30 protein-coding genes are annotated in these 24608 nt (G+C 62.3%); 12 read left to right on the top strand and 18 right to left on the bottom strand.

Annotation, left to right across the window (positions count from 1 at the left end):
• Nucleotides 1-61 precede the first annotated feature (61 nt).
• The 9 genes from accD to dapF form a co-directional block, all read right to left on the bottom strand.
• Nucleotides 62-979, bottom strand: a complete 918-nt coding sequence (accD, locus tag HMPREF9695_RS23925; RefSeq protein ID WP_006023499.1) for an acetyl-CoA carboxylase, carboxyltransferase subunit beta — start codon at nt 977-979, stop codon at nt 62-64.
• A 91-nt stretch (nt 980-1070) separates the two neighbouring features.
• Complete coding sequence (trpA, locus tag HMPREF9695_RS23920) at nt 1071-1907, bottom strand: tryptophan synthase subunit alpha (RefSeq protein WP_006023498.1); 837 nt, start codon at nt 1905-1907, stop codon at nt 1071-1073.
• Entirely contained in the window at nt 1904-3121 is a 1218-nt protein-coding gene (gene trpB / locus HMPREF9695_RS23915) for a tryptophan synthase subunit beta (RefSeq protein ID WP_006023497.1), read from the bottom strand. The genes trpA and trpB overlap by 4 nt, the downstream gene beginning before the upstream one ends.
• The gene (locus tag HMPREF9695_RS23910) at nt 3118-3798 is read right to left on the bottom strand and encodes a phosphoribosylanthranilate isomerase (RefSeq protein WP_006023496.1); all 681 of its coding nucleotides are present in this window, start codon (nt 3796-3798) and stop codon (nt 3118-3120) included. The genes trpB and HMPREF9695_RS23910 overlap by 4 nt, the downstream gene beginning before the upstream one ends.
• Before the next feature lie 68 nt (nt 3799-3866).
• Nucleotides 3867-4274, bottom strand: coding sequence for a LapA family protein (locus tag HMPREF9695_RS23905; RefSeq protein WP_006023495.1), 408 nt, complete (start codon nt 4272-4274; stop codon nt 3867-3869).
• 153 nt (nt 4275-4427) lie between these two features.
• Complete coding sequence (locus tag HMPREF9695_RS23900; protein WP_006023494.1) at nt 4428-4736, bottom strand: integration host factor subunit beta; 309 nt, start codon at nt 4734-4736, stop codon at nt 4428-4430.
• Between the two features lie 172 nt (nt 4737-4908).
• The gene (sppA, locus tag HMPREF9695_RS23895) at nt 4909-5886 is read right to left on the bottom strand and encodes a signal peptide peptidase SppA (RefSeq protein ID WP_006023493.1); all 978 of its coding nucleotides are present in this window, start codon (nt 5884-5886) and stop codon (nt 4909-4911) included.
• Between the two features lie 161 nt (nt 5887-6047).
• Nucleotides 6048-7298, bottom strand: coding sequence for a tRNA (N(6)-L-threonylcarbamoyladenosine(37)-C(2))-methylthiotransferase MtaB (gene mtaB, locus HMPREF9695_RS23890; RefSeq protein WP_006023492.1), 1251 nt, complete (start codon nt 7296-7298; stop codon nt 6048-6050).
• A 2-nt stretch (nt 7299-7300) separates the two neighbouring features.
• On the bottom strand, nt 7301-8173 hold the full coding sequence (dapF, locus tag HMPREF9695_RS23885; RefSeq protein WP_006023491.1) for a diaminopimelate epimerase: 873 nt from the start codon (nt 8171-8173) through the stop codon (nt 7301-7303).
• A gap of 164 nt (nt 8174-8337) precedes the next feature.
• Between dapF and HMPREF9695_RS26050 the strand changes: the two genes are divergently transcribed.
• Both HMPREF9695_RS26050 and HMPREF9695_RS23875 read left to right on the top strand, forming a co-directional pair.
• Nucleotides 8338-9159 (top strand): GyrI-like domain-containing protein, encoded by an 822-nt coding sequence (locus tag HMPREF9695_RS26050; protein ID WP_006023490.1) that lies wholly within the window; start codon nt 8338-8340, stop codon nt 9157-9159.
• A 35-nt stretch (nt 9160-9194) separates the two neighbouring features.
• The gene (locus HMPREF9695_RS23875) at nt 9195-9896 is read left to right on the top strand and encodes an SIMPL domain-containing protein (protein WP_006023489.1); all 702 of its coding nucleotides are present in this window, start codon (nt 9195-9197) and stop codon (nt 9894-9896) included.
• Nucleotides 9897-9902: 6 nt separating this feature from the next.
• Here the strand turns inward: HMPREF9695_RS23875 and HMPREF9695_RS23870 are convergent, their stop codons facing one another.
• Nucleotides 9903-10961 (bottom strand): MBL fold metallo-hydrolase, encoded by a 1059-nt coding sequence (locus tag HMPREF9695_RS23870; protein WP_006023488.1) that lies wholly within the window; start codon nt 10959-10961, stop codon nt 9903-9905.
• A 269-nt stretch (nt 10962-11230) separates the two neighbouring features.
• On the opposite strand from HMPREF9695_RS23870, the gene ffh reads away from it, so the two are divergent.
• From ffh to rplS, 5 genes are all read left to right on the top strand, one after another.
• The gene (gene ffh / locus HMPREF9695_RS23865; RefSeq protein WP_006023487.1) at nt 11231-12760 is read left to right on the top strand and encodes a signal recognition particle protein; all 1530 of its coding nucleotides are present in this window, start codon (nt 11231-11233) and stop codon (nt 12758-12760) included.
• 44 nt (nt 12761-12804) lie between these two features.
• Nucleotides 12805-13137 carry a 30S ribosomal protein S16 gene (rpsP, locus tag HMPREF9695_RS23860; protein ID WP_006023486.1) on the top strand — a complete coding sequence of 111 codons (333 nt, stop codon included), beginning with the start codon at nt 12805-12807 and terminating at the stop codon, nt 13135-13137.
• An 8-nt stretch (nt 13138-13145) separates the two neighbouring features.
• Nucleotides 13146-13679 carry a ribosome maturation factor RimM gene (gene rimM, locus HMPREF9695_RS23855; protein WP_006023485.1) on the top strand — a complete coding sequence of 178 codons (534 nt, stop codon included), beginning with the start codon at nt 13146-13148 and terminating at the stop codon, nt 13677-13679.
• Nucleotides 13680-13695: 16 nt separating this feature from the next.
• Nucleotides 13696-14436 carry a tRNA (guanosine(37)-N1)-methyltransferase TrmD gene (trmD, locus tag HMPREF9695_RS23850; protein ID WP_006023484.1) on the top strand — a complete coding sequence of 247 codons (741 nt, stop codon included), beginning with the start codon at nt 13696-13698 and terminating at the stop codon, nt 14434-14436.
• Nucleotides 14437-14538: 102 nt separating this feature from the next.
• Nucleotides 14539-14922 (top strand): 50S ribosomal protein L19, encoded by a 384-nt coding sequence (rplS, locus tag HMPREF9695_RS23845; RefSeq protein ID WP_006023483.1) that lies wholly within the window; start codon nt 14539-14541, stop codon nt 14920-14922.
• Between the two features lie 79 nt (nt 14923-15001).
• On the opposite strand, the gene HMPREF9695_RS23840 is transcribed toward rplS, so the two are convergent.
• Complete coding sequence (locus HMPREF9695_RS23840) at nt 15002-15415, bottom strand: VOC family protein (protein ID WP_006023482.1); 414 nt, start codon at nt 15413-15415, stop codon at nt 15002-15004.
• Between the two features lie 127 nt (nt 15416-15542).
• Between HMPREF9695_RS23840 and leuC the strand changes: the two genes are divergently transcribed.
• The gene (gene leuC, locus HMPREF9695_RS23835; RefSeq protein ID WP_006023481.1) at nt 15543-16955 is read left to right on the top strand and encodes a 3-isopropylmalate dehydratase large subunit; all 1413 of its coding nucleotides are present in this window, start codon (nt 15543-15545) and stop codon (nt 16953-16955) included.
• 79 nt (nt 16956-17034) lie between these two features.
• Here the strand turns inward: leuC and HMPREF9695_RS23830 are convergent, their stop codons facing one another.
• The 3 genes from HMPREF9695_RS23830 to HMPREF9695_RS23820 all read right to left on the bottom strand — a co-directional run bounded on the left by HMPREF9695_RS23830 (nt 17035) and on the right by HMPREF9695_RS23820 (nt 18477).
• Complete coding sequence (locus HMPREF9695_RS23830) at nt 17035-17439, bottom strand: hypothetical protein (RefSeq protein WP_006023480.1); 405 nt, start codon at nt 17437-17439, stop codon at nt 17035-17037.
• A gap of 217 nt (nt 17440-17656) precedes the next feature.
• Entirely contained in the window at nt 17657-17926 is a 270-nt protein-coding gene (locus tag HMPREF9695_RS23825; RefSeq protein ID WP_006023479.1) for a hypothetical protein, read from the bottom strand.
• A gap of 245 nt (nt 17927-18171) precedes the next feature.
• Nucleotides 18172-18477 carry a hypothetical protein gene (locus HMPREF9695_RS23820; protein ID WP_006023478.1) on the bottom strand — a complete coding sequence of 102 codons (306 nt, stop codon included), beginning with the start codon at nt 18475-18477 and terminating at the stop codon, nt 18172-18174.
• A gap of 176 nt (nt 18478-18653) precedes the next feature.
• Between HMPREF9695_RS23820 and HMPREF9695_RS23815 the strand changes: the two genes are divergently transcribed.
• Complete coding sequence (locus tag HMPREF9695_RS23815; RefSeq protein ID WP_006023477.1) at nt 18654-19052, top strand: metallopeptidase family protein; 399 nt, start codon at nt 18654-18656, stop codon at nt 19050-19052.
• On the opposite strand, the gene HMPREF9695_RS23810 is transcribed toward HMPREF9695_RS23815, so the two are convergent.
• The gene (locus HMPREF9695_RS23810; protein ID WP_006023476.1) at nt 19045-19284 is read right to left on the bottom strand and encodes a hypothetical protein; all 240 of its coding nucleotides are present in this window, start codon (nt 19282-19284) and stop codon (nt 19045-19047) included. The genes HMPREF9695_RS23815 and HMPREF9695_RS23810 overlap by 8 nt on opposite strands.
• 86 nt (nt 19285-19370) lie before the next feature.
• Between HMPREF9695_RS23810 and leuD the strand changes: the two genes are divergently transcribed.
• The gene (gene leuD / locus HMPREF9695_RS23805; RefSeq protein WP_006023475.1) at nt 19371-19976 is read left to right on the top strand and encodes a 3-isopropylmalate dehydratase small subunit; all 606 of its coding nucleotides are present in this window, start codon (nt 19371-19373) and stop codon (nt 19974-19976) included.
• A gap of 127 nt (nt 19977-20103) precedes the next feature.
• On the opposite strand, the gene HMPREF9695_RS23800 is transcribed toward leuD, so the two are convergent.
• Nucleotides 20104-20985 (bottom strand): HpcH/HpaI aldolase/citrate lyase family protein, encoded by an 882-nt coding sequence (locus HMPREF9695_RS23800; RefSeq protein WP_006023474.1) that lies wholly within the window; start codon nt 20983-20985, stop codon nt 20104-20106.
• A gap of 263 nt (nt 20986-21248) precedes the next feature.
• Between HMPREF9695_RS23800 and HMPREF9695_RS23795 the strand changes: the two genes are divergently transcribed.
• Nucleotides 21249-21902 carry a carbonic anhydrase gene (locus HMPREF9695_RS23795; RefSeq protein ID WP_006023473.1) on the top strand — a complete coding sequence of 218 codons (654 nt, stop codon included), beginning with the start codon at nt 21249-21251 and terminating at the stop codon, nt 21900-21902.
• A 17-nt stretch (nt 21903-21919) separates the two neighbouring features.
• Here the strand turns inward: HMPREF9695_RS23795 and HMPREF9695_RS23790 are convergent, their stop codons facing one another.
• Complete coding sequence (locus tag HMPREF9695_RS23790; RefSeq protein ID WP_006023472.1) at nt 21920-22504, bottom strand: TIGR00645 family protein; 585 nt, start codon at nt 22502-22504, stop codon at nt 21920-21922.
• 40 nt (nt 22505-22544) lie between these two features.
• A complete protein-coding gene (locus HMPREF9695_RS23785; protein WP_006023471.1) occupies nt 22545-23579 on the bottom strand; it encodes an aspartate-semialdehyde dehydrogenase in 1035 nt (344 codons plus the stop codon).
• 208 nt (nt 23580-23787) lie between these two features.
• Here HMPREF9695_RS23785 and HMPREF9695_RS23780 point away from each other — a divergent pair, with 208 nt between their 5' ends.
• Nucleotides 23788-24603, top strand: coding sequence for a hypothetical protein (locus HMPREF9695_RS23780; RefSeq protein WP_006023470.1), 816 nt, complete (start codon nt 23788-23790; stop codon nt 24601-24603).
• Nucleotides 24604-24608 lie beyond the last annotated feature (5 nt).

Raw genomic sequence — 24608 nt, 5'->3', positions numbered from 1 at the left:
GACACCAGACGCGCAAGAATGTCGTCGTAGGAGCGCGATGGTTCCCTGGCCGCAGGTGATGTCACGCGGGCGACGCAGACGCAGGCAGATCGATAGGCAGCGGCGCGGTGCGCGCTTCAAACCCTTCGGCAGCCGGCGCCTTCGTCAGCAGGCGGCAGAGCCGCGCCAGTGTCGCGCGCAGCTCATGGCGATGCACCACCATGTCCACCATGCCGTGTTCCTTCAGATACTCGGCACGCTGGAAGCCTTCGGGGAGCTTTTCGCGGATGGTCTGCTCGATGACGCGGGCGCCGGCAAAGCCGATAAGCGCACCCGGCTCGGCAATCTGCACGTCGCCCAGCATCGCGTAGGACGCGGTGACGCCGCCGGTGGTCGGATTGGTCAGGACCACGATATAGGGCTGACCAATCTCACGCAGCATCTGGATTGCGACTGTGGTGCGCGGCATCTGCATCAACGAGAGAATGCCTTCCTGCATTCGCGCGCCGCCTGAGGCTGCGAAGATGATGAAGGGCGACTTCTTCTCGACCGCGAGTTCGAGGCCCTTCACGACGGCCTCACCGGCCGCCATGCCGAGTGAACCGCCCATAAAATCGAAATCCTGCACGGCAACGACGACGGCGTTGCCTTCAAGCTTGCCGTAGCCGACCTTCACGGCGTCGTTCATGCCGGTCTTGGTGCGCGCATCCTTGATGCGATCGGCATACTTGCGCTCGTCGCGGAATTTCAACGGATCGGGCGTCACTTCAGGAAGCGCGACATCGTACCAGGTCTCGTTGTCGAAGATCGATTTCAGCCGCGCGGTCGCGCCCATGCGCATGTGATAGTTCGAGCCGGGAATCACGAACTGGTTCTGCTCGACATCCTTGTAGAACACGAGCTGTCCGGAATCCGGACACTTGATCCAGAGATTCTCCGGCGTCTCGCGCTTGAGAATGCTGCGAATCTTCGGCCGGACAACATTGGTCAACCAGTTCATGACGGGCTCCGTCTCGGTGAAATGGATATATGGACGTCCGGGCCATAACCAGCAACCCGGCTTTGCCCAAATATAGCTCTTGGCAAGCGCGCTATTCCGCCGCCTGTTTTGCGCCGCGCACGCCCTGCGCCAGCGCCGCTGCAAGGTCTGCCACTGCCGGAACTGTCTTTGGCGTGGCGCGGCCCTCCGAATCCAGCGTCGCACGCAGGGCGTCGATCAATGCCGAGCCTACCACGGCACCATTCGCCGCCTGCGCGATGCCGCGCGCGGCGTCCGCTGTGCGGATGCCAAAGCCGACACACACCGGCAACTGGGTATGACGCTTGATGCGGGCCACAGCGGCCGAGACCTGTGCGGTGTCCGCGCTCGCCGAGCCAGTTATGCCGGTGATCGAGACGTAATAAACGAAGCCCGAGGTGTTCGCGAGCACGGCCGGCAGCCGCTTGTCGTCGGTGGTCGGCGTGGCAAGGCGAATAAAATTCAACCCGGCCTTCATCGCGGGGATACAAAGCTCGGTATCTTCTTCCGGGGGAAGATCGACGATGATCAAGCCATCGACACCGGCGGACTTTGCATCCGCAAGAAACTTGTCGACGCCGTAGATGTAGATCGGGTTGTAGTAACCCATCAGCACGATCGGTGTGGTGTTGTCGCCCGCACGGAAATCGCGAACAACGCCGAGCGTCTTCTTCAGCGTGGTGCCCGCCTTCAGCGCGCGCAGACCCGCCGCCTGAATCGCGGGACCATCGGCCATCGGATCGGTGAACGGCATGCCGATCTCGATGATGTCGGCGCCGGCCTTCGGCAGTGCCTTGACGATCTCGAGCGAGGTGGCCAGATCCGGGTCGCCGCACATCACAAAGGTGACGAAGGCCGCGCGGCCTTCCTTCTTCAGTTCGGCGAAACGTGTGTCGATGCGCGTGGTCACTTCTTCTTGCCCTTCAGAATATCGCCGACCTGCGGCACGTCCTTGTCCCCGCGGCCCGACATATTGACCACCATAAGATGATCCTTCGGCCGCTTCGGCGCGAGGTCCATCACTTTCGCAATGGCATGCGCCGGCTCCAGCGCCGGGATGATGCCCTCGAGCCGCGACAGCAACTGAAATGCCTCCAACGCTTCATCGTCGGTCGCCGACAGGTACGTCACGCGGCCGGTCTCATGAAGCCAGGAATGCTCCGGGCCGATGCCGGGATAATCGAGACCTGCCGAAATCGAATGCGCGTCCTGGATCTGGCCGTCGTCGTCCATCAGCAAGTAGGTGCGATTGCCGTGCAGCACACCGGGACGCCCGCCCGCGATCGATGCCGCATGAAGCTGTGTCAGACCATGACCCGCGGCTTCGACGCCGAAAATCTCGATGCCGGGATCGTCGAGGAACGGATGAAACAGCCCCATCGCATTGGAGCCACCGCCGATGCAGGCGACCAGCGAATCCGGCAGGCGGCCTTCGGCCTCCATCATCTGCGCCCGCGTCTCGGTGCCGATGATCGACTGGAAGTCACGCACCATCATCGGATACGGATGCGGACCCGCCACCGTGCCGATGCAATAGAACGTGTCCGCGACATTGGTCACCCAGTCTCTCAAGGCATCGTTCATCGCGTCCTTCAGCGTGCGCGAACCGGACTGCACCGGCACCACCTTGGCGCCGAGCATTTCCATGCGGATCACGTTCGGCTGCTGCCGCTCGACGTCGACCGCGCCCATATAAACGATGCATTCAAGTCCGAAGCGCGCGCACAGCGTCGCGGTGGCGACGCCGTGCTGGCCCGCACCGGTTTCCGCGATGATGCGCTTCTTGCCCATGCGCCGCGCGACCATGATCTGGCCGAGCACGTTGTTGACCTTGTGCGAGCCGGTGTGATTCAGCTCTTCGCGCTTGAAGTAGATCTTCGCGCCGCCGAGATGCTCGGTCAGGCGTTGCGCAAAATACAGCGGCGACGGACGGCCCACATAGTCCTTCAGATAGCCGTTCATTTCCTTCTGAAACAACGGGTCGGCCTTGGCGTCCGCATACGCCTTTTCCAGATCGAGGATCAACGGCATCAGCGTCTCGGCGACATAGCGTCCGCCGAAAATGCCGAAATGCCCGCGGTCGTCGGGGCCGGAACGGAAGGAATTGGGAAGTTGAACGGTCATACGCTGCTCGCAATCCTGGAAGATGTCATCGCACGCTCCGCCTCACGCGCGGCGCGGATGAAGGCACGGATCATATCGGGGTCCTTGATGCCCGGCGCGCTTTCGACGCCGGACGAGACATCGACGCCATTCGCGTGGGTAACACGAACAGCCTCGGCAACATTGCCGGCATTGAGCCCGCCGCCGACCATAAACGGAATTGCCAGCTTGATGTTTTCAAGCAGATGCCAGTCGAACGGCACGCCAAGGCCGCCAGGGCGGGTGGCATCCTTCGGCGCACGCGCATCGAACAGGATGCGGTCGGCCACCGCCGCATAGCCCGGAAGCTCCGCGAGATCGGCGGCCGTCGCCACCGGCAGCACCTTCATCACGGGCAGTCCGAATTTCTGCTTGATGTCCCGCACCCGCGCGATGCTCTCGGAACCGTGAAGCTGCAGCAGTCCCGGCTGCAATGCCTCGATGCAGTTTTCCAGCGACGCGTCGTCCGCATCCACGGTCAGCGCCGCCTTGACGGCGCGGCCCTTCGCCAGCCGGCCGAGCTCGCGTGCGGTGCCGAGGCTGATGTGACGGGGCGACGCCTCGAAGAACACGAAGCCTACCATGTCCGCGCCAGCGTCCAGCGCGACCTCAAGGGTCTCGCGCGTGGACAGGCCGCAAATCTTTACCGCGAATGACATGGTCTCATGACGTGGTTGGGCCGCAGATCGGCGGCCGGAAAACAGGCTTTGGAACAGCCGGGCGGGTTCTACAACGCCGCGCCCTGCTTGTCTCGCCCGATGACCAGGTAAGAGGGGGTCAGGCCGGGGCTGGCGCCGACCGGAACCTGGCTTTCGCCGTTTCGCGACGAGGCCAGCAGCCGCTCGCGCATTTCAGCCAGTTCGGCGCGGGCATGGCGCGCATCCGCCTCATGCTGCCGGGCCGCCCGGCGCCAGCGATGCTGACCGAACCAGGTCGCGATGCCTCCGGCGATCACCCCAAAAATAGCAACGGCGATGATGACGACGAACAGCGGCAGCGAGACGCCCAGCGCCGGATCGCTGGAATTGAAGGGGTCGAATGAGAGGGTGACGACGTGGCGATTGGCGACGGCGAACACGACAAACAGGATCGCAAGCGGCAGGATCACCAGGGCGTTGAAAATCTTGCGGAGCATGGTGCGCTCTCCCAGAGTGGCCGTTCGCAAGTCGGCATCATTCCCGCTGCCGGTCGGTTGCGCAATTGCGAACGGAAATACAGACGCGGAACATCCCGGCGGTTCGAAGAAACGGAAGCAACCGCCTTAGAACGATTGTATGGACCGGCCGGCTCAGGTCGCCGCCGCCGGATCCCCTGCGTTATCGCGGTTCAGCCGCTCACGCATTTCCTTGCCGGTCTTGAAGAACGGCACGCTCTTCTGCTCGACGGGAACGTGCGCGCCGGTACGCGGATTGCGGCCCGCGCGCGCAGGGCGATGCTTGACCGAAAAAGCCCCAAAACCGCGCAGTTCGACGCGGTCACCGCGTGCGAGCGCTGCAACGATTTCGTCGAGAATTGCGTTCACGATGTTCTCGACATCCCGCTGATAGAGGTGCGGGTTATGCTCGGCGATGCGCTGAACGAGTTCTGATTTGATCATTAGGATGCTGTGCCCGTAACGTGCGGATAGACATTTCCGTGAAAAAGCCTTGAACTGTCAAGTCGCTAATTCAAAGTGTGACAAGGCTAAATCGCGTGACAAACGTCCAGTTTCGTTGTTTCAGCGGCAACCGCAATGCGGCGAAGAACGGCTGAAACCGGATTCATGACAGTCAATTCGACGATGACGGCTGCCACAGCGCCAGCATGCCATCGAGACCGAAGCGGTCGACCGCCTGGGTCACGCCGGACTGCTCAAGCTGGCGCGAAATCGCTCCAAGCCCGACCGCATCGAGCGCAACAGCCGCAGTTGCCCGCAGGAATGTCATGTCGCCAAAGCGCGGCGCGAGCTTGAAATCCTTCACGGGAACATCCGCGCCGACCTTCTTTTGTGCGACGAGCCATGCCACCGCGGTTTTCTCATCGCCGAGCTGATCCACCAGCTTCAGATCGACCGCCTGACGGCCCGTGAACACACGGCCATCGGCCACGGTCTGCAATGTCGCGTCATCCATATTGCGCCGATCCTTCACCAGTCCGCGGAACCAGGCGTAGGAATCCTTCACCAGCGCATCGAGCGCAGCACGCGCCTCCGGACTGGTCGGCTCATAACCATTCGGCGCGGCCTTGAGCGGCGACGACTTCACCTCTTCAACCTTCACGCCGACGGTCTTGAGAAGATCGGACACATTCGGAATCTGAAACAGCACGCCGATCGAGCCGACCAGCGACGTCTGCTGAGCAATGATCTGGTCCGACGCCAGCGCGGCGATGTATCCGCCCGATGCAGCAAGCCCCTCCACCACCACAACCATCGGCTTCTTCGCCTTCAGGCGCATCAGCGCATCGAAAAGCTGCTCGGAGCCCGCCGTCGTGCCGCCCGGCGAATTGATATGCACAATGACAGCGGCGGCCGATGATTTTTCCAGCCGCTCGAGCGCCTCGACGCGGGTCTGATCGCTGCGAATCAGTCCGTCGATCTTCACGCGCGCGATCGCGCTCGATCCGGTAATCGCACGGCTCGCCGGCGAGGCCAGCACACCGACTGCAACCACCGCGGCAATCACGCCCAGCGCAGCCACCACACGCCAGAACGTCAGCTTGCGGCGAATGCGGCGGCGATCAACGATCACATCGGAATCGAGCGACATGGAATTTCTCCTCGGGCAAACCGTATTTTGCAAAGACCACGAAGGCGGCCAGCAGGAAAGTTATCCCGCGCTTTTGCGAGTGCAGCCTTGAGACGTGGTTACCTCATTACCTCAATTGCGATGTAAATTGAAGCCAACAAGCGCGCGATCGCACGCGCACATTATGTGAGCAGCCGCTCGCCGTCGTGACCGGCGATCCTGAGTGCCTGCACATGACCCTGCACGCCGTCTGCAATCGCGACCGGCACGAAATGCTCGGTGCGCCCCTGAGTCGCGCTCTCGATCAGCACATGGCGGGTGGCTCCCACCTCCGACGCAAGCCTGCGGCGCAGCGCAGTCTCCCCGCTCGCCCGCAGACGCGCGGCGCGATCCTTGATGACACGGCCATTGACCTGCGGCATCCGCGCCGCCGGCGTACCGGGACGCGGCGAATACGGAAACACATGCAGGAAGGTAAGCCCGCATTCGTCGACAAGGGCCTGCGAGCGCGCAAACATCTCATCGGTCTCAGTCGGAAAGCCCGCGATGATATCCGCGCCGAACGCGATGTCCGGCCTCAATCGCCGCACCTGCTCGCAGAACGCAACGGCATCGGCGCGCGTGTGCCGCCTTTTCATGCGCTTAAGAATGAGATCATCGCCGGCCTGCAATGACAGATGCAGATGCGGCATCAGCCGCTCGTCCGTTGCGATAACGTCGAGCAAATCGCGATCCGCCTCGATGGAATCGATCGACGAGATGCGCAGCCGCTTCACGTCCGGCACATGCTTCAGGATCTGCTTCGTCAGCGTCCCGAGTTTCGGAGCACCCGGCAGATCCGCGCCATAGCTCGTGAGATCGACGCCGGTCAGCACGACCTCGGCGTGCCCGGCCTCCGTCAACGCGCGGACCTGATCGACCACCACGCCCATGGCAACCGACCGCGAATTGCCGCGGCCATAGGGGATGATGCAGAAGGTGCAGCGATGATCGCAGCCGTTCTGTACCTGCACGAACACGCGCGGCAATCCCGCCTGAAACCCGGCAACCAGATGCGGGGCCATTTCGGTGACCGCCATGATGTCCGAGACGGCGATCTTCTTCCCGCCACCCTCGAATGCCATGCGGGTATCGCGCCATGCCGCTGCGTGCATCTTGTCGTCGTTGCCCAGCACCCGGTCGACTTCGTCCATCTCCGCAAACATCGCGGTCTGGGTCTGCGCCGCGCAGCCGGTGACCACGATCCGCGCATCGGGCCGCTCCCGCCGGAGTTTGCGGATGGTTTGGCGCGCCTGCGCGACGGCCTCGTTGGTCACCGCACAGGTGTTGACGACGACGGTGTCCTGAAGGCCCGCGCTCTCCGCCTCGCGGCGCATCACCTCCGACTCGAATGCGTTCAGCCGGCAGCCGAAGGTGACGACATCGACGGCCATCTTTAAGCAACGTTGGCGAACAGCGCCGGATCGAAGCGGCCTTCAAACTCGAATGCCGCGGGGCCGGTCATCAGGACGTGATCGTCCTGCGCACGCCATTCGATGGTGAGTTCGCCGCCGGGCAGCGTCATGTGAACGGTGCGCCCGGTCCGCTTCAGCCGTGCCGCAGCCACCGCCGTTGCACAGGCCGCGGAGCCGCAGGCCTTGGTCAGGCCCGCGCCGCGCTCCCATGTCCGCATCACGATATGATCGCGGTCGACAATGTGCGCGAGGGTGATGTTGGCGCGATCCGGAAAGATCGGGTGATTTTCGAGCAGCGGTCCGAACCGTTCGAGGTCGTAAGCATGGATATCCTCGACCCAGAAGATTGCGTGTGGATTGCCCATGCTGACCACCGACGGCGAATGCAGGATCGGCGCGTCGATCGGCCCGATCTGCAATTCGATGTAGCGGGTGTCGCGGAATTCCTCGGCCAGCGGAATGTCCTGCCAGCCGAACTTCGGCACACCCATGTCGACGGTATAAAGATCGGGCGACGGACCCTGCCAGCAATTCAACAGGCCCGCGCGGGTCTCAAAGGTCAGTGCGTTCTTGCCGGTTTCCTCGAACACCTGCCGCGCGACGCAGCGCATGCCGTTGCCGCAGGCCGCGGCTTCCGAGCCGTCATTGTTGTAAATGCGGATGAAAGCGCTGGTGCCCTGAACGCGCGGCGTATGCAGCACCATCAACTGGTCGTAGGGCACGCCCGCGGGGGACGCGACGGCCCGCGCCTCATCGGGGGTAATGGTCGCGGCAGAATCGCGCAGATCGACAACGACGATCTCGTTGCCGATGCCGTTCATCTTGGCAAAGCTATGGTTGGCGAGCGTGCTCATGATCCCCCGCTATATGGCGAATGACAGGCGACTTGACCAGAGCATCGGTGCTGCCTCGCGATTGCCCAGTTTGGAACGCATGCCAGTTCCGAGCGGTTCGTGGTAACCTGTGTCCGCTTCGCCGCCGGACAACATTTACCCCGCTGACGCTTCGGAGACCATGAATGACGAATACCCGCGTAACCGTTTTGGTCGCCATGGCGCTGGTCGTCGCGGCAGCAGTCTGGTTCAAGCTGCCGATGGGGTCGGTTACGGGTCCGGTCCAGTCACCCCCGTCCAACACCGCGGCCACGGCGGTCCCTCCGGCGTCCCCGGCTCCGGCGACTTCGGCTGCACCCGCAGCGCCTGAGACAACAGCTCCGGCCGCGCCTGCGGCGCCCGCCTCAACGGCAACCCCGGCATCTCCGCCAGCGCCAGCCGCAGACACTCCGCCGACGACTGCGCAAACACCCGCAGCGCCGGCAACGTCTCCGCCTCCCGCGGCAGAGGCTCCCGCGGCTCCCGCCGTGCCGAATGTGAAAACTGCCGATCCCTTCGGCGAGCAGCAGACTTTAACCGCGAAGAAAGTCGTGATCCTGCGAGGCAGCGCGACCTGGGACAATGCGTTCGAGACGCTGGTCGGGTCCCTGAAAACGCTATCGGGCTTTTTGGACAAGCAGGGCATCAAGCCCGGGGGATCGTCCCTGATCGTCTACACCTCGACCGACGATGCGGGCTTCACCTATCAGGCCGAAATTCCGGTCGAACAGGATCCGAAGAACCTCGCCAAGGGCATGAGCATCGGCACGTCGCCCGAAGGCCCGACGCTGAAATTTGTCCATCGCGGTTCGTACGACAACATGGACAATACCTATGAGGCGATCACCAACCACCTCGATGAAAAGAAACTGGAGGCCAAGGACACGTTCATCGAGGAGTACGTCACCGATCCATTGACGACGACGGAAGACAACCTCGTCATCAATGTCTACGTCCCGCTCAAGTAAAACTACCGCTCAAATAAAAAACTGGAGTTTCATAAATGCGTGCCCGCACCGTTATCGCCGCGATCGCCATCGCCACCATGGCATCGTCCGCGTTCGGACAGTCTCTGCCGCCGACGGTCTCCGTCACCGGCGAAGCCTCGATCTCCGTGCCGCCGGATCTGGCGCAGATCGACAGCGGCGTGACCACCGAAGCCAAGACCGCGCGCGAGGCTTCTGAGGCGAACAACAAGGCGATGGGCGGCGTCCTGCAGGCGCTGAAAAACGCTGGCATCGCCGAAAAGGACATTCAAACCTCGCGCCTGTCGCTGTCGCCGCAGAGCACACCGGGCCGCAATCCCAACGCGCCATTCCAGATCACCGGTTATCGCGCCAGCAATCGCGTCACCGTGACCATTCGCGACATCGCCAAGGTCGCGGATACTATCGACGTGCTGGTAGGCTCCGGCGCCAACGAGATCAGCGGCATCAGCTTCATGGTGTCGAAGGCGTCGAAACTGCTGGACGACGCGCGCTCCGAGGCCATCGCGGACGCACGGCGCAAGGCTGAAATCTATGCAAAGGCCGCCAACATCTCGCTCGGCGCGCCGATCAGCATCTCGGAAGAAACCGCGCCGGGTCCTGTGCCGTATCGCAAGATGGCGGCAGATATGGCCGCGTCCGCGCCAGTGGCGCAGGGCCAGGAAACGCTGCGTGTCTCGGTGAGCGTGTCTTACGAGCTCAAACCGAAAGCCCAGTAAAACCGGCTAAATCTCGAACACCTGACCGGGCTTGAGCGCGACAAACCTGTCGCGCGCAACGCCGGCGGCATCGAGCGCCGTCGCAAGATCATTCACCGGCGCGTCGATGGCTTCGTCCGTGAGCTGAAACGTGCCGTGATGATGCGCCAGCGCCATCTCGGCTCCGCAATCGGCGAGCGCCTTCACGGCATCCTCGGGGTTCATGTGCTGATCGCGCATGAACCAGCGCGGCTCGTAGGCGCCGATCGGCAGGATCGCCGCGCGCAGCGGCCCGTGCGCCTCGCGCACGCGGCGAAAGTGCGTGCCGGTGCCGTAGCCGGAGTCGCCGACGAGGTAGAGTTTCCCGGCCGGTGTCTCCAGCACGAAACTCGCCCACAGCGCCTTGTTGCGATCGAACAGTCCGCGCGCGGTCCAGTGGCGTGTCGCCACCAGGGTGACAGCGACACCGTTGCCGATCTCAACCCGCTCGTTCCAGTCGAACGCTTCGGCGCGGATGGCCCTGTCGTTCGACGTCATCGTCACATCGTTGCCGAGCGGCGTGATCACACGCGGCGAGAATTTCGCGGCGAGCCGTGACAAGGTTCGCGCATCGAGATGATCGTAATGTCCGTGCGACACCAGCACCACATCGATCGGCGGCAGCTTGTCGAAATCGATGCCGGGATCGTTGACGCGTTTCGGACCTGCGAAGGCCACCGGCGATGCGCGCTCCGACCACACCGGATCGACCAGAATGTTGAGGCCTGCGGTCTGGATCAGCCAGCTTGCGTGGCCGACATAGGAGAACCGCACCTTGCTGCCGTTGACCTGCGGGGGCGGCGTATCGGCATACGGGCTCGGCGCGCGTTCCGGCCATTTTGCCGCCTGCTTGGTGATCTGCCAGCGCAGCACCTCCCAGAGCTTCTTCGGCGGCGAGCCGTCGGGGTCGAAGAAATAGGTTCCGTCGAAATGATCGGAGGGCGGGCCGGCATAGGTTTTCATGCGGGAAATCCATACGGACGGGAGGCCCACCGCGACCGCGGCACCGGCAAGCAGGCCAAAAAGGCGGCGACGGGTGACGTTCATGGGGTCCAAAAGGCCGGAAATGGCCTGCCGGGCAACAATTAGGTTCCCGGAAGGGACAGTGCAACCCGCCCCAGAATCAGCATTTTTCGGTCTTTTCTTGACTTTTCGGCCTTTGGGCGGTTTAACCCCGGCACTTCTCGGAAAGACGTTCTTTTCGACCCGCCGCCCGGCACCGGATGCCGGAGGCCAACGCCCGACAGCGCTGTGCGCCCTCGGGCGCAGTCGTGTTTGGAATTTCATCTCCTTCGGGAGCAACAGGTAAGGCCGCGATGTTCGACAATCTGTCGGAACGACTTGGAGGCATACTCGACCGGTTGACGGGGCGCGGCGCGCTCTCGGAGGCCGATGTCGATGCCGCCATGCGCGAAATCCGCCGCGCCCTGCTTGAGGCCGACGTCGCGCTCGAAGTGGTTCGCTCCTTTACCGAGCGGGTGCGCGAGCAGGCGATCGGCGCCACCGTCGTCAAGTCGGTGACGCCGGGCCAGATGGTCGTGAAGATCGTTCACGACGAACTGGTCGCAACCCTCGGCTCCGAAGACCAGCTCATCGACCTCAATGCGCCCGCGCCCGTCGCAATCATGATGGTCGGCCTCCAGGGCTCAGGCAAAACCACCACCACCGCGAAGCTGGCGCGCCGATTCACCCAGCGCGACAAGAAAAAAGTTCTGATGGCGTCGCTCGACGTCTATCGCCCCGCCGCGCAGGAACAGCTCGCCGTGCTCGGCCGCGATCTGTCCATCGAGACGCTGCCCATCGTGGCAGGCCAGAAGCCGGTGCAGATCGCGCAGCGTGCGTTGCAGGCCGGCAAGCTCGGCGGCTACGACATCGTGCTGCTCGACACCGCGGGCCGCACCACCCTTGACGAAGAGATGATGACGGAAGCCGCGGAGGTGAAAGCCGCCGCGAAACCGCATGAAATCCTGCTCGTCGCCGATTCTCTCACCGGTCAGGACGCCGTCAATCTGGCGCGCGCATTCGATCAGCGTGTCGGACTCACGGGCATTGCGCTGACCCGCGTCGACGGCGACGGCCGCGGCGGCGCTGCGCTTTCGATGCGCGCCGTCACCGGCAAGCCGATCAAGCTGATCGGCACCGGCGAAAAGACCGACGCGCTGGAAGACTTCTATCCCTCGCGTATCGCGGGCCGCATTCTCGGCATGGGCGACGTCGTCTCGCTCGTTGAAAAAGCAGCGGCGCATATCGACGCCGAGAAGGCCGCGCGTGTCGCCGAGAAGATGCGCAAGGGCAAGTTCGACCTTGCCGACCTGCGCGACCAATTGCAGCAGATGCAGACCATGGGCGGCCTCGGCGGCCTGATGGGCATGATGCCCGGCATCGCCAAGATGAAGAACCAGATCGCCGCCGCGAACCTCGACGACAAGGTCGTGAAGCGTCAGATGGCGGTGATCGATTCCATGACGCGCGAAGAGCGCAAAAATCCCGACATCCTCAAGGCCAGCCGCAAGAAGCGCATTGCCGCCGGCGCTGGCCTCAAGGTCGAGGAAGTCAACAAGCTGCTCAAGATGCACCGGAACATGGCCGACATGATGAAGGCCATGGGTCAGGGCAAGCGCGGCCCGCTCGCGGGCATGGCGCAGGCGATGGGCTTTGGCGGCAACGGAATGCCGTCAGCCGACGCGATGAAGGAATTGGCTGCGAAGATGCCGGGCGGAATTCCGCAAGGTGCGCCATCGCTGCCGAAAGATTTTCCAAATCTTCCAGGATCAGGCCTGCCGGGTCTTGGAAAACCAACACTGCCGGGCCTCGGCGGATTTCCGGGGATCGGCAAGAAGAAATAGCCGAACAGTTTTCACGACATTCAAACACACCAACGGAGAACTAAATGTCAGTCGTTATCCGCCTCGCACGCGCAGGCACCAAGAAGCGTCCGGTCTATCACGTCGTCGTCGCCGACTCGCGCTTTCCGCGCGATGGCCGCTTCATCGAGCGTCTCGGCCACTTCAACCCGCTGCTGCCGAAGGACAACGAGACCCGCCTCAAGCTCGACATGGACAAGGTCAAGGCCTGGCTCGCCAAGGGCGCGCAGCCGTCGGACCGCGTGATGCGCTTCCTCGACGCCGCTGGCGTGAAGAAGCGTGAGCCGCGCAAGAACCCCGAGAAGGCCGTGCCGCGCAAGGAGCGCAAGGCCAACGCTGAAGCCGCCGCCAAGGCATAAGCGTTCTCATGACAAAAGCAGCGCAAATCTGCGTTGCAAGAATCGGCGCCGCGCACGGTGTGCGCGGCGAGGTGCGGCTGTGGCCGTTCACCGAAGACCCGATGGCGGTGATCGATTACGGGCCGCTCTCGACCAAAGACGGCGTGCGTCAGTTTGAAGTGGTGCGCGCCCGGATTGCCAAGGATCATCTGGTTGCAGTGCTCAAGGGCATCACGACCCGCGAAGATGCCGAGCGCATCAATGGCCTTGAGCTTTATATTTCCCGCGACAAGCTGCCCGAGACGGACGAAGGCGAATACTATCACGCCGACCTGATCGGACTGCGCGCGCTCGATCCGGCAGGCACCGCGATCGGCAAGGTGCTCGCGATCCATAATTTCGGCGCCGGCGACATCATCGAAATCGCGCCGCCGCAGGGGCCGACATTGCTGCTGCCGTTTACCGACGCGGTGGTCCCGACGGTGGATCTCGCCGGCGGCCATGTGGTGATCGTGATGCCGCAAGAGATTGAAGGCGATTCTCCGTCCGACGCGGACATCTGAACCGGGATACCCGACCATGTGGCGCGCCACCGTGCTCACGCTGTTTCCGGAGATGTTTCCCGGCCCGCTCGGCATCAGCCTTGCGGGGAAGGCGCTTGCGTCGGGCGTGTGGGCACTGGAGGCCCGCGACATTCGCGACGCCGCCACCGACAAGCATCGCAGCGTCGATGATACCCCGGCCGGCGGCGGCCCCGGCATGGTGCTGCGCGCCGATGTGCTGGCAGCGGCGATCGATGCCGCCCGGAGTGCCCCCGAACGCCCGCGCCTGCTGATGAGCCCCCGCGGTACCCCCCTGACCCAGAAAAAGGTCATGGAACTCGCTTCCGGGCCCGGCCCGCTGATCGTCTGCGGGCGCTTCGAGGGGATTGATCAGCGGGTCATCGAGGCCCGTGGGCTCGAGGAAATCTCTCTGGGGGACTATGTCCTCTCCGGGGGAGAAATCGCTGCCCTGGCCCTCATAGACGCCTGCGTGCGCCTTCTGCCGGGGGTGATGGGGAAGCTAAGCTCTGGAACCGACGAGAGTTTCTCGGACGGACTACTGGAATACCCCCAGTATACCCGGCCGCAGGAATTTGAGGGCCGGACCATCCCGGACGTGCTGGTGTCCGGCGATCACGCCAAGGTCGAGGCCTGGCGGCGGGCGCAGGCCGAGGCCCTGACCCGAACCCGGCGGCCGGACCTCTGGGCGACCAAGACCGTTCAAACGGCCACTCAAAACATCGCACCCGGCGTACGAAAAGACACGACAAAAGGGTGACAACCGGACGGCTTTGGCGTATAGCACCGGCCAATCCGTGCAGATGCTGGATACGAATTTCCGCGCAGCCCCTTCCGGGCGCGCCGCCGATGGAGTTTTGCGATGAACATCATTCAGGAGCTCGACAAGGAGCAGCTTGAAAAGCTTTCCGCCGGAAAGACGATTCCGGATTTCGGACCGGGTGACACCGTGATCGTCAACGTCAAGGTTGTCGAAGGCGAGCGTTCGCGCGTGCAGGCCTATGAAGGCGTCTGCATCGGCCGCAACGGCGGCGGCATTCACGAGAGCTTCACCGTCCGCAAGATTTCGTACGGCGAAGGCGTGGAGCGCGTGTTCCCGATCTACTCGCCGATGATCGACTCGATCAAGCTCGTGCGCCGCGGCAAGGTGCGTCGCGCCAAGCTGTATTACCTGCGCGGTCTGCGCGGCAAGTCGGCGCGCATTGTCGAGAAGCAAGACAACCGTCAGGCTGCTTCGGGCGAGTAATCGCTCAACTTTCGATGATTTAAAAAAAGCGCGGTGCATCACCGCGCTTTTTTATTTTCGGTAACGGAGCCGGCAGCGCCTACTTCTGCGTCAGCGGCCCGTTCATGATCCAGCGATGGCCGAACGGATCGCGCAGGATCGCGGTTCGCGTGCCCCAGAACGAATAGGTCGGTGTCACCTCGCCTTTCGCACCGAGCTTGGTGGCGCGCGAGAAGACTTCGTCGACTTCGTCGGCGGTCGCGAATTCGAGACTGACCGACATCGTCACCGGCTCGCCGGGCAGCGGCATCCGCGCGGTGCCGAATTCGGGAAACGCGTCGGAGAGAAACAGCGCGCCGCCGTTGATCTCGAGTTCGCAGTGCAGGATGCGCAGGCCGTCCATCGCAGGCATCAGCGCTTTCTGCTTGGCATCGAACGCCGCAGTGTAAAAAGCGATCGCTCCGGCGGCAGGTGAGACGGTGAGATAGGGTGCTACCGGCGGGCGTGCGGTCATTGTGCGATCCTGCATAGGCTATTATGTGGTCAGGATACTTTCCCCTGTCCTGTTAAGCGAGTAAAAAGGGCGGAGGCGATTACAAGCGGCCCCAAAGGCCTGCAAACACCAATTCGGACAACCCAAAATGGCCAAAGCGACCACTCTCTACGACAAGATCTGGAATGACCATCTGGTTGATGAGCAGCCCGACGGCACCTGTCTGCTCTACATCGACCGCCATCTTGTCCACGAGGTCACGTCGCCGCAGGCGTTTGAAGGATTGCGCAATACCGGCCGCAAGGTTCGCGCGCCGCAGAAGACGCTGGCCGTGGTCGATCACAACGTTCCGACCACCGATCGCTCGAAACCCAATCCCGATCCGGAAAGCGCCGAGCAGATCGCGACACTCGCCGAGAACGCACGCGAGTTCGGGGTCGAATACTTCAACGAATACGACAAGCGTCAGGGCATTGTGCATGTGATCGGCCCCGAGCAGGGCTTTACGCTGCCCGGCACGACGATTGTCTGCGGCGACAGCCATACCTCGACGCATGGCGCGTTCGGCGCACTTGCGCATGGTATCGGCACGTCCGAGGTCGAGCATGTGCTCGCCACCCAGACGCTGATCCAGAAGAAGGCGAAGAACATGCGCGCCACCGTCGACGGCAAGCTGCCGGACGGCGTGACCGCAAAGGACATCATCCTTGCCATCATCGGCGAGATCGGCACCGCGGGTGGCACCGGTTACGTGCTGGAATACGCCGGCGACGCGATCCGCTCGCTCTCGATGGAAGGCCGCATGACGGTCTGCAACATGTCGATCGAAGGCGGCGCGCGCGCCGGCCTCATCGCGCCCGACGAAAAGGCTTACGAATTCCTCAAGGGCCGTCCGATGGCGCCGACCGGCGCTGCATGGGAAGCCGGGCTTCGCTACTGGGATACGCTGCGCACCGATGAGGGCGCACACTTCGATCACGAGATTCGTCTCGACGCGGCCAAGCTGCCGCCGATCGTGACCTGGGGCACCTCGCCTGAGGACGTCGTGTCGATTTCAGGCTTTGTGCCGGATCCTGCCAAGATCGAGGACGAAGCCAAGCGTTTGTCCAAGCAGCGCGCGCTCGACTACATGGGGCTGAAGCCCGGCACCAAGATCACCGACATCAAGCTCGACCGCATCTTCATCGGCTCATGCACCAACGGACGCATCGAGGATCTGCGCGCCGCCGCGAAGGTCGTCGCCGGTCACACCGTCAACGGCAACCTCAATGCGATGATCGTGCCGGGCTCGGGCCTTGTGAAGGAGCAGGCCGAAGCCGAAGGTCTCGACAAGATCTTCATCAAGGCCGGTTTTGAGTGGCGTGAGCCAGGCTGCTCGATGTGCCTTGCGATGAACCCCGACAAGCTCGCACCGGAAGAGCGCTGCGCCTCGACCTCGAACCGCAACTTCGAAGGCCGCCAAGGCTTCAAGGGCCGCACCCATCTGGTGTCGCCCGCGATGGCCGCGGCCGCTGCGATCGCCGGACACTTCGTCGATATCCGCGAATGGCATTCGACCTGAACCGTTCGCATCGCTATCGACCGGTCAAATAAAAACAGGCGCTCTTTCGAGCGCCTGTTTTGTTTTGCTGGCACCGGATTTACCAGCCGAAGCCGATGCTGAGGCCCGGTCCATAGAAACGGGGACCGCCATAGCCGTATCCATAGCCGCCGTACGGATAGCCGTAACCATAAGGCCGGTAATAGGCCGGCCGATAATAATAGGGGCGATAGTACGGACGATAGCCGTAACCATAGCCGTAATACGGCCTGTAGTAGAGCCGGTAATATGGTCGATAGTACGGTCTGTAGTAACGCGGGCCGTAATAGCCATAGCGCCGATAATAGCGGCGGCGCGCGCTGACATCCGTCGGCTGGGCTTCCGCCGGCCGCGCGTCACGCGATGCCGTTGTGGCCGGTGATGCGGCGCTCGCAGGCGCAAGCGACATCCAGCCGGCAATCGAAAGAGCAGCGGCAACCGCCGCGGCTCCCACAAGCTTTCTCATTGCAGTTCTCCTCCAATCGTTGCTCGACACGTTAAAGATAACGCGCATCACCGATTTACGTTCATCCATCCGCCAATGGCCTGCGTTAGCCCTGCGAACCAGACAGGGCCGTAGCGGTGGCCCTGTCTAAATAAGGATGACGTCGAGTTTGGAGCAAGATCATGACGCGCGGATTTGATCAATTCCGGTCAAACCCCATGGTGATCGAAGCTTTAACTTAATACCAGTGATGGCGACGATGATGCCGCCAGCCGTGGTGATGGTGCCAGCCGTGATGGCGGCGCCAACCGTGGTGACGATGCCAGCGGTGGTGATGATGCCGACGCCAATGAACTTGCGTCGTCATGGGCTCGGATGCCTGCCTGGCGGATGAACTCGCAGCCGGATTCATCAGCGACAGCGCCTGCGCGCCGCCCGTGGGCACCGCAACCGCGAGCAGCCCGGCGACGGCTGCGAGACCAAAAATCGTTCTGACATTCATCTTCATGAACATTCTCTCCTCATGAGCTGGAACGAATTCCGGCGCGTGTTTCTGTCCGAAGTTCGTTTGCATCAGGCTAAGAAGGAGGATGTGAATGCGTGCTGAATGTCTGCGCCGCATTGATGAACAGATTTGCTCGCGCGGCATCGCGCCGCAAGCGACGATGACAACTGGTATCGACGGATTTTGTGCGACGGTATTCGCCGACGACGATCGGCACATTCAGAAAAAACTGAACCGCTCGCCGAAAGTCAGCCGCTCCAATAGCAGTTCATGCGCGGCACGATCACCGTTCCGCTCGGGCGATACTCCTGCTCGTAGTGCGCATTGCAGACGCGCTTGGAGTTCGGACCGGGATAGTTCGAGCCGCGATAAATCCGGATGCGGCGCGGCGTGCGGCGAATGACCTCACGGCTCTGCGCGGAAAATTCCTCGGCGGTCAGCCCATGATGGACAGCCGTCGAAGCAGATTGAGCCTGCGCCATACCCGGCAACGCCCATACAATCAGGCCTGCAAAGAGGCCCATCAGAATGGCCGAAATCCCTGCCCGCGTCATGAAGCGCCGTCCCGTATCCATAAGTTCAATCGATGGGCGGCAACGTCTCCGATTGAGGCGCGCCCGTCAACACCATGAACACGCAAATTGAGGGGGAGTTCAGCGTCATGCCACCCCCCTTTGAAGCGCTCTTCGAAACCCTTGGCCCCGGTGGACAAGCCCTTTAAACAGGAGCGATGTGGCCAACTGCAAAATCCCCCACCCTTGAAGACATGGAAGCGATCGCGCATGACGCCTTCGCGCGGCTGCCAAAACACTTTCGCGATCTCTGCGAGGGATTGATTATCCAGATCGATGACTTCCCAACAGAGGACGTTCTCAAGGAGATGGGGGCCGAGAGCGAATTCGATCTGCTCGGTCTCTTCCAGGGGGTCGGGCTGCCATTTCGCTCAAGCGGCGATATTACACCCATGCCGAACATGATCTGGCTCTACCGCCGTCCCATCCTCGATTACTGGGCCGAACACGACGAAACTCTGGGTCATGTTGTGACGCATGTTCTGGTGCATGAGATCGGCCACCATTTCGGCCTCTCAGATGACGACATGGAAGCGATCGAGGCGGCCGTCACCTAATCCGTGGCGCCGGTTTTCGGGACACGAGCGGCTCGCGTTCACAGATGCCGCCCCGGATCACCGCAGCCGACGTGCAATCCCGCGCCGTGGCGAATACGCAGACGGGCCTGTCGCTGCCGAAATCGCGTATGCACCACATCTCAGCATGAGCGCCGCCCAGGGGCATCAGCAAAACCATCATTCCCGCCAGAAAAACCAGCTCCGGCAGGCGGCCGCAGCGCATGGCGTTCATGATGTGTCCTCCCTCAGCGCATAGCCTTGACGGCGATGATGGTATATTTAGAACAGCTCAAATTGCATCCGGTTCACGGGAACATCATGGACAAGTTTACGACACTCGAAGGCGTCGCGGCGCCCCTGAAGATCATCAACGTCGACACCGACATGATCATCCCGAAGCAGTATCTCAAGACCATCAAGCGCACCGGCCTCGGCAAGGGACTGTTCTCTGAGCAGCGCTACAAAGACGACGGCAGCGAGAATCCCGATTTCGTGCTCAACAAGCCGTCCTACCGTAAGGCGAAGATCCTGGTGGCCGGCGACAACTTCGGTTGCGGCTCGAGCCGCGAGCACGCGCCATGGGCGCTCGGCGATTTCGGCATCCGCTGCATCATCTCGACCTCGTTCGGCGACATTTTCTACAACAACTGTTTCAAGAACGGCATCCTGCCGATCCGCGTGTCGCACGAAGAACTCGACAAGCTGTTCGACGACGCCGACCGCGGCTCCAACGCCACGCTGACAGTCGATCTTGAGAAGCAGGAAATCCGCGGCCCCGACGGCGGCACGATCAAGTTCGAGATCGATCCCTTCCGCAAGCACTGCATGCTGAACGGGCTCGACGACATCGGCCTGACCATGGAAAAGGGCAAGTCGATCGACATGTTCGAGGCGAAGGAAAAGGCCGAGCGCCCGTGGCTGTAATTCAAAACGAATTGATAGACTAAGTCATGGCCGGGCTTGTCCCGGCCATCTACGTTTTGGGCTTCTCGGACAGGTAAGACGTGGATGCCCGGGACACCCGGGCATGACGATCTCAATGTTCCGGACTTCAGCTCGCCTTCAGCGCGGCAATCGCATCCGCAATCGCAATGGTGCGCTTGGCCATCTCGACGTGCAGACGCTCGACCATCTGGCCATCAAGCTGAACCACGCCCTTGTTCGCGTTCTCCGGCAGATCGAACACACCCATGATCCTGCGCGCGCGGGCAATCTCTTCCGCCGGCGGTGTGTAGGCGGCATTGGCGGCATCGATCTGGCCGGGATGGATCAGCGTCTTTCCGTCGAAGCCCATGTCGCGGCCCTGCGCGCACTCCTTCGCGAAACCGGCCACGTCGCTGATGTCGTTGTAGGGACCGTCGAGAATCTCAAGGCCATAGGCCCGCGCCGCGAGAATGCAATGCGCGAACAGCGGCAGCATGGCGACGCGGCCCGGCAGCATCCGCATCCGCGTCTCGCGCGCGATGTCGTTCGGTCCCATGACAAATCCGGCAAGACGCTTGTCGCCGTCACGCGCGGTTGCGGCAATCTCTTGCGCCGACAGAACGCCAAGCGGGGACTCGATCATCGCCCACAGCACGATGCCGGGATCGGCCTTGAGCGTGCGAAGGCGCTCCTCCAGTCTCTTGATGTCGGCCGGACGGGAAATCTTCGGGACCAGAATCCCGTCAGGCTTGGCATGAGCAGCCATGGTCAGATCGTCTTCCCACCATGGCGACTCGAGATTGTTGATGCGGATAATGATCTCACGCTTGCCGAAGCCTCCCGCGGCGACAGCTTGCGCGATCTGATCGCGCGCCATCGGTTTGGCGTCGGGCGCCACCGAGTCCTCAAGGTCGAGGATGACCCCATCGCAGGGAAGGTTCCGCGCCTTGTCGAGCGCCCGGGCATTCGAGCCGGGCATGAACAGAACACTGCGGCGCGGGTGGATCATGGTCTGGTTTCCATTGGGGAAGCACCCTGAGTAGCATTTCCGTCCCGCGCCCGAAAGGCTTGTTCGGATTGCTCTCCTAGGTTAGCCACCAGTGTCCTGAATCCGCAGTTGGTCTCGCGGCACACGCCACGGCGAACTCTGGATTTCAAAAAGGGCGCTGGAAAATGATGATGCCAGCTTGGTTCGCAGGTCCACAGACCGGGCGGACCGAGAAAACGTTGCGGACTAGCGAACCAACCTGAGACGATTTTGCGAGGCTCCCCATGTCACCGTTTCCCGAACACCTGCTCGCCGGATACCAGACTTTTGTCACCCAGCGCCTGCCCACCGAACAGTCGCGCTACCGTGAATTGTCGCAAAAGGGGCAATCCCCCGAGGTGATGGTGGTCGGCTGTTGCGATTCCCGCGTTTCGCCGGAGGTGATTTTCGATGCCGGACCGGGCGAACTGTTCGTCGTTCGCAACGTCGCCAATCTCGTGCCCGTGTTCCAGCCTGACGGCAACGCCCACGGCGTCTCGGCCGCGCTGGAATATGCCAATCAGGTCCTGAAGATAAAGCACATCGTCGTGCTGGGGCATGCGCAGTGCGGCGGCATTCGCGCTTTTGTCGATGACAGCGCGCCGCTGTCCCCCGGCGACTTCATCGGCAAATGGATGTCGATGTTCGTCAAGCCAGGTGAGACGGTCTCGCAGCGCGACCACGAAACGATGCAGCAATTCGTCACGAGGATTGAAAAGGCGGCGATTCTGCGCAGCCTGGAAAACCTGATGACATTTCCGTTCGTGAAGAACCGCGTCGAGAGCGGCGAGCTGCAGCTTCACGGCGCCTATTTCGGCGTCGCGGAAGGCTCGCTGTCCATCGTCGACCAGAGCACGAACGAATTCAGCCGCGTCTATCACAGCGCGCTGGTGTCCTGAGCCGAGCACAGGCCGGCTTAATGGCCGGCCTTGTTCGACGCCCCGTGATCGCCGAGCCTGTCCGACCACACGATCAACAGGGTCGAGACGACAAACACGAGATGGATTCCGGCGAGCCAGGCGAGCTTCTGGGCGTCGAATGCCACATCGATATTCATGAACGCCTTGAGCACCTGAATCGCCGAGATCGCGACGATCGAGGCCAGCAGCTTCTGCTTCAGCCCGGCGAAGTCGACCTTGGTCATCCATTCCGGCCAGTCGGGATGGCCGCGCGGATCGATCCGCGAGACGAAATTCTCGTAGCCAGAGAACACCACGATCAGAACCAGATTGCCGGTCAGCGACACATCGATCAGCGACAGCACGCCGAGAATGATGTCGGATTCCTTTGCCAGGGTGGCGTGAGCGATAAACTCGACCAGCAGCGCAACGAACTTAAACAGCAGCACGAGGAGACTGATGACGAGGCCGAGATAGAACGGCGCCATCAGCCAGCGGCTGTTGAACAGCAGGGATTCGAATGCGTGCTCCGCACGCTTCAGCTTTGGATTTGGCCGGTATTCCGCAGTAGAGGGCCGGTGCTCAGATGGCTCGCTTGTCATCCTGATTCCCGGCCCCGTTTTTCTGCTCACATCAGGCGGCTCAGGCCGCCTTCTTTTTCGGCTGCAACAGCTTGCGGTTGACCAGGCATTCCGCGATCTGAACGGCGTTCAGCGCGGCGCCCTTGCGCAGGTTGTCCGAGACGCACCACAGCACGAGGCCGTTCTCCACCGTCGCGTCCTCGCGGATGCGGCTGATGTAGGTGGCGTCCTCGCCGGCGGATTCGTACGGCGTGACGTAGCCGCCCGGCTCGCGCTTGTCGATCACGAGACAGCCCGGCGCAGTACGCAGAATGTTGCGTGCTTCATCGGCGGAGATCGGATTCTCGAACTCGATGTTCACAGCTTCCGAATGGCCCACGAACACCGGCACGCGCACGCAGGTGGCGGTGAGCTTGATTTTGGGATCAAGAATCTTCTTGGTCTCCGCCATCATCTTCCACTCTTCCTTCGTGTAGCCATCCTCCATGAACACATCGATCTGGGGGATGACGTTGAAGGCGATCCGCTTCGGGAATTTGTTATTGACCAGTTCGTCGTTGGTGTAGACGGCCTTGGTCTGCGAGAACAGTTCGTCCATCGCATCCTTGCCCGCGCCCGACACCGACTGATAGGTCGAGACCACGACGCGCCTGATCTTCGCCGCATCATGCAGCGGCTTCAGCGCGACGACGAGCTGCGCGGTCGAACAGTTCGGATTGGCGATGATGCCCTTCTTGCGGAAGTCGGTGACCGCATCGGCATTCACTTCCGGCACGATCAGCGGAACGTCCGGATCCATCCGCCACGTCGACGAATTGTCGATCACGACAGCGCCCGCGGCTGCGATCTTCGGCGACCATTCCTTGGACACCGCGCCGCCGGCCGACATCAGGCAGATATCGACATCGCTAAAATCGTAATGTTCGAGCGCTTTGCATTTCAGGGTGCGGTCGCCATAGGACACTTCGACGCCCATGCTGCGGCGGGAGGCCAAAGCGACCACCTCGTCAGCGGGAAAACTGCGTTCGTCCAAGATGTTGAGCATCTCCCGGCCCACATTGCCGGTCGCTCCAACTAGCGCAACCTTGTAACCCATCGTTGACTCTCCGAAGAAAAATGCCTCGCCCTCGCTGTCTGTAGAAAGGGAAGAGGCAGCGCTTCTATGCGAAAAACGGCCCAAATACAACGCAGAAGCAACTGCGGGGGCAGGTGACGTCAAGTGGCAGGAGGGTCTTCGCGACCATGACCACGGCGGAAGCTCGTTCCCGTTATCACAACGGAACAGAACGTCCGCCGAGTCAGATATGAGCCCGATCCTGCTCGACCAGCCCCTGCCGAACATGTCAGGAATTCACCCGGCGCTGCGCAGCTTTGCGGACGAATGCAGCGCGGTCGCGGTGCGTATCCTGGCCTATCTCTGCGGCCTGGCGGTGCTGGCGGTCCTTGCCGTGGATCTGGTGTCCACCGAGCCGGGCGCGGCCGAGGCTGGCCTTCCCGTGCTTCCAAGCTGGACGCAGGCCAGCAGGCCGCATCCGGCCTTTGCCATCAGCAAGCTGGATTTGTCTGACAGAACAGATGCTTATGAGATCTTGCGGCATCCCGAAGGCGGCCGCAAGGACATCCTGCGCTGGGCCGCCCATGCCGGCGAAGCGCCCACGGCAGAAATCGAGATTTACCGCCCCGGCGGCGAACTGGATGCGTTTGCGGCGGCTGATGCCGATGTCGCAGTCCGGATGGCCGGAGGACGGGCCGCCGAGGTCGAACCTGCCGGCTTCGTGGACACCAAATTCGGCCGCCTCTCCCTGCTCCGATTGAGCGGGGCGGCCCTGCCTGCCAAACAGAACTGCCTGGGCTTTGTGAAAACCTTTTCCAGGCCGAGCGTCAGGGTGAGCGGATGGTCGTGTCAGGCCGATTCGCTGGCCGCGCAGCGGGCATTTCTCGGCTGCACGCTGAACCGGCTGACCCTGCTGTCGGCGGGGAACGATCCGAAGATGGCCGAACTGTTCGCGCGCGCAGAACTGAAACGCGACACCTGCAACGCAATGACGGCCACTGCTTCCGCAAACTGGATCGTCTCCGGCGAGGCTCCGCAATTACGCGGCCCGCTCACACAGGATTGAGACGA

Source organism: Afipia broomeae ATCC 49717, from assembly GCF_000314675.2.
Lineage (GTDB): Bacteria > Pseudomonadota > Alphaproteobacteria > Rhizobiales > Xanthobacteraceae > Afipia > Afipia broomeae.
Note: the sequence above shows the minus strand (reverse complement) of the source record. Positions and strands in the feature narration are given on the sequence as shown.

Coding starts and splice junctions, on each gene's coding strand:
- HMPREF9695_RS23910 (WP_006023496.1), bottom strand. CDS start 3,798: ATGTCATTCGCGGTAAAGATTTGCGGCCTGTCCACGCGCGAGACCCTT.
- HMPREF9695_RS26050 (WP_006023490.1), top strand. CDS start 8,338: ATGACGAATACCCGCGTAACCGTTTTGGTCGCCATGGCGCTGGTCGTC.
- accD (WP_006023499.1), bottom strand. CDS start 979: ATGAACTGGTTGACCAATGTTGTCCGGCCGAAGATTCGCAGCATTCTC.
- HMPREF9695_RS23840 (WP_006023482.1), bottom strand. CDS start 15,415: ATGACCGCACGCCCGCCGGTAGCACCCTATCTCACCGTCTCACCTGCC.
- HMPREF9695_RS23795 (WP_006023473.1), top strand. CDS start 21,249: ATGTCACCGTTTCCCGAACACCTGCTCGCCGGATACCAGACTTTTGTC.
- rimM (WP_006023485.1), top strand. CDS start 13,146: ATGACAAAAGCAGCGCAAATCTGCGTTGCAAGAATCGGCGCCGCGCAC.
- HMPREF9695_RS23815 (WP_006023477.1), top strand. CDS start 18,654: ATGTGGCCAACTGCAAAATCCCCCACCCTTGAAGACATGGAAGCGATC.
- HMPREF9695_RS23800 (WP_006023474.1), bottom strand. CDS start 20,985: ATGATCCACCCGCGCCGCAGTGTTCTGTTCATGCCCGGCTCGAATGCC.
- rplS (WP_006023483.1), top strand. CDS start 14,539: ATGAACATCATTCAGGAGCTCGACAAGGAGCAGCTTGAAAAGCTTTCC.
- trpB (WP_006023497.1), bottom strand. CDS start 3,121: ATGACCGTTCAACTTCCCAATTCCTTCCGTTCCGGCCCCGACGACCGC.
- HMPREF9695_RS23785 (WP_006023471.1), bottom strand. CDS start 23,579: ATGGGTTACAAGGTTGCGCTAGTTGGAGCGACCGGCAATGTGGGCCGG.
- rpsP (WP_006023486.1), top strand. CDS start 12,805: ATGTCAGTCGTTATCCGCCTCGCACGCGCAGGCACCAAGAAGCGTCCG.
- leuD (WP_006023475.1), top strand. CDS start 19,371: ATGGACAAGTTTACGACACTCGAAGGCGTCGCGGCGCCCCTGAAGATC.
- dapF (WP_006023491.1), bottom strand. CDS start 8,173: ATGAGCACGCTCGCCAACCATAGCTTTGCCAAGATGAACGGCATCGGC.
- HMPREF9695_RS23900 (WP_006023494.1), bottom strand. CDS start 4,736: ATGATCAAATCAGAACTCGTTCAGCGCATCGCCGAGCATAACCCGCAC.
- sppA (WP_006023493.1), bottom strand. CDS start 5,886: ATGTCGCTCGATTCCGATGTGATCGTTGATCGCCGCCGCATTCGCCGC.
- HMPREF9695_RS23810 (WP_006023476.1), bottom strand. CDS start 19,284: ATGAACGCCATGCGCTGCGGCCGCCTGCCGGAGCTGGTTTTTCTGGCG.
- ffh (WP_006023487.1), top strand. CDS start 11,231: ATGTTCGACAATCTGTCGGAACGACTTGGAGGCATACTCGACCGGTTG.
- leuC (WP_006023481.1), top strand. CDS start 15,543: ATGGCCAAAGCGACCACTCTCTACGACAAGATCTGGAATGACCATCTG.
- HMPREF9695_RS23825 (WP_006023479.1), bottom strand. CDS start 17,926: ATGAAGATGAATGTCAGAACGATTTTTGGTCTCGCAGCCGTCGCCGGG.
- HMPREF9695_RS23820 (WP_006023478.1), bottom strand. CDS start 18,477: ATGACGCGGGCAGGGATTTCGGCCATTCTGATGGGCCTCTTTGCAGGC.
- HMPREF9695_RS23905 (WP_006023495.1), bottom strand. CDS start 4,274: ATGCTCCGCAAGATTTTCAACGCCCTGGTGATCCTGCCGCTTGCGATC.
- HMPREF9695_RS23790 (WP_006023472.1), bottom strand. CDS start 22,504: ATGACAAGCGAGCCATCTGAGCACCGGCCCTCTACTGCGGAATACCGG.
- HMPREF9695_RS23830 (WP_006023480.1), bottom strand. CDS start 17,439: ATGAGAAAGCTTGTGGGAGCCGCGGCGGTTGCCGCTGCTCTTTCGATT.
- HMPREF9695_RS23875 (WP_006023489.1), top strand. CDS start 9,195: ATGCGTGCCCGCACCGTTATCGCCGCGATCGCCATCGCCACCATGGCA.
- mtaB (WP_006023492.1), bottom strand. CDS start 7,298: ATGGCCGTCGATGTCGTCACCTTCGGCTGCCGGCTGAACGCATTCGAG.
- trmD (WP_006023484.1), top strand. CDS start 13,696: ATGTGGCGCGCCACCGTGCTCACGCTGTTTCCGGAGATGTTTCCCGGC.
- HMPREF9695_RS23870 (WP_006023488.1), bottom strand. CDS start 10,961: ATGAACGTCACCCGTCGCCGCCTTTTTGGCCTGCTTGCCGGTGCCGCG.
- HMPREF9695_RS23780 (WP_006023470.1), top strand. CDS start 23,788: ATGAGCCCGATCCTGCTCGACCAGCCCCTGCCGAACATGTCAGGAATT.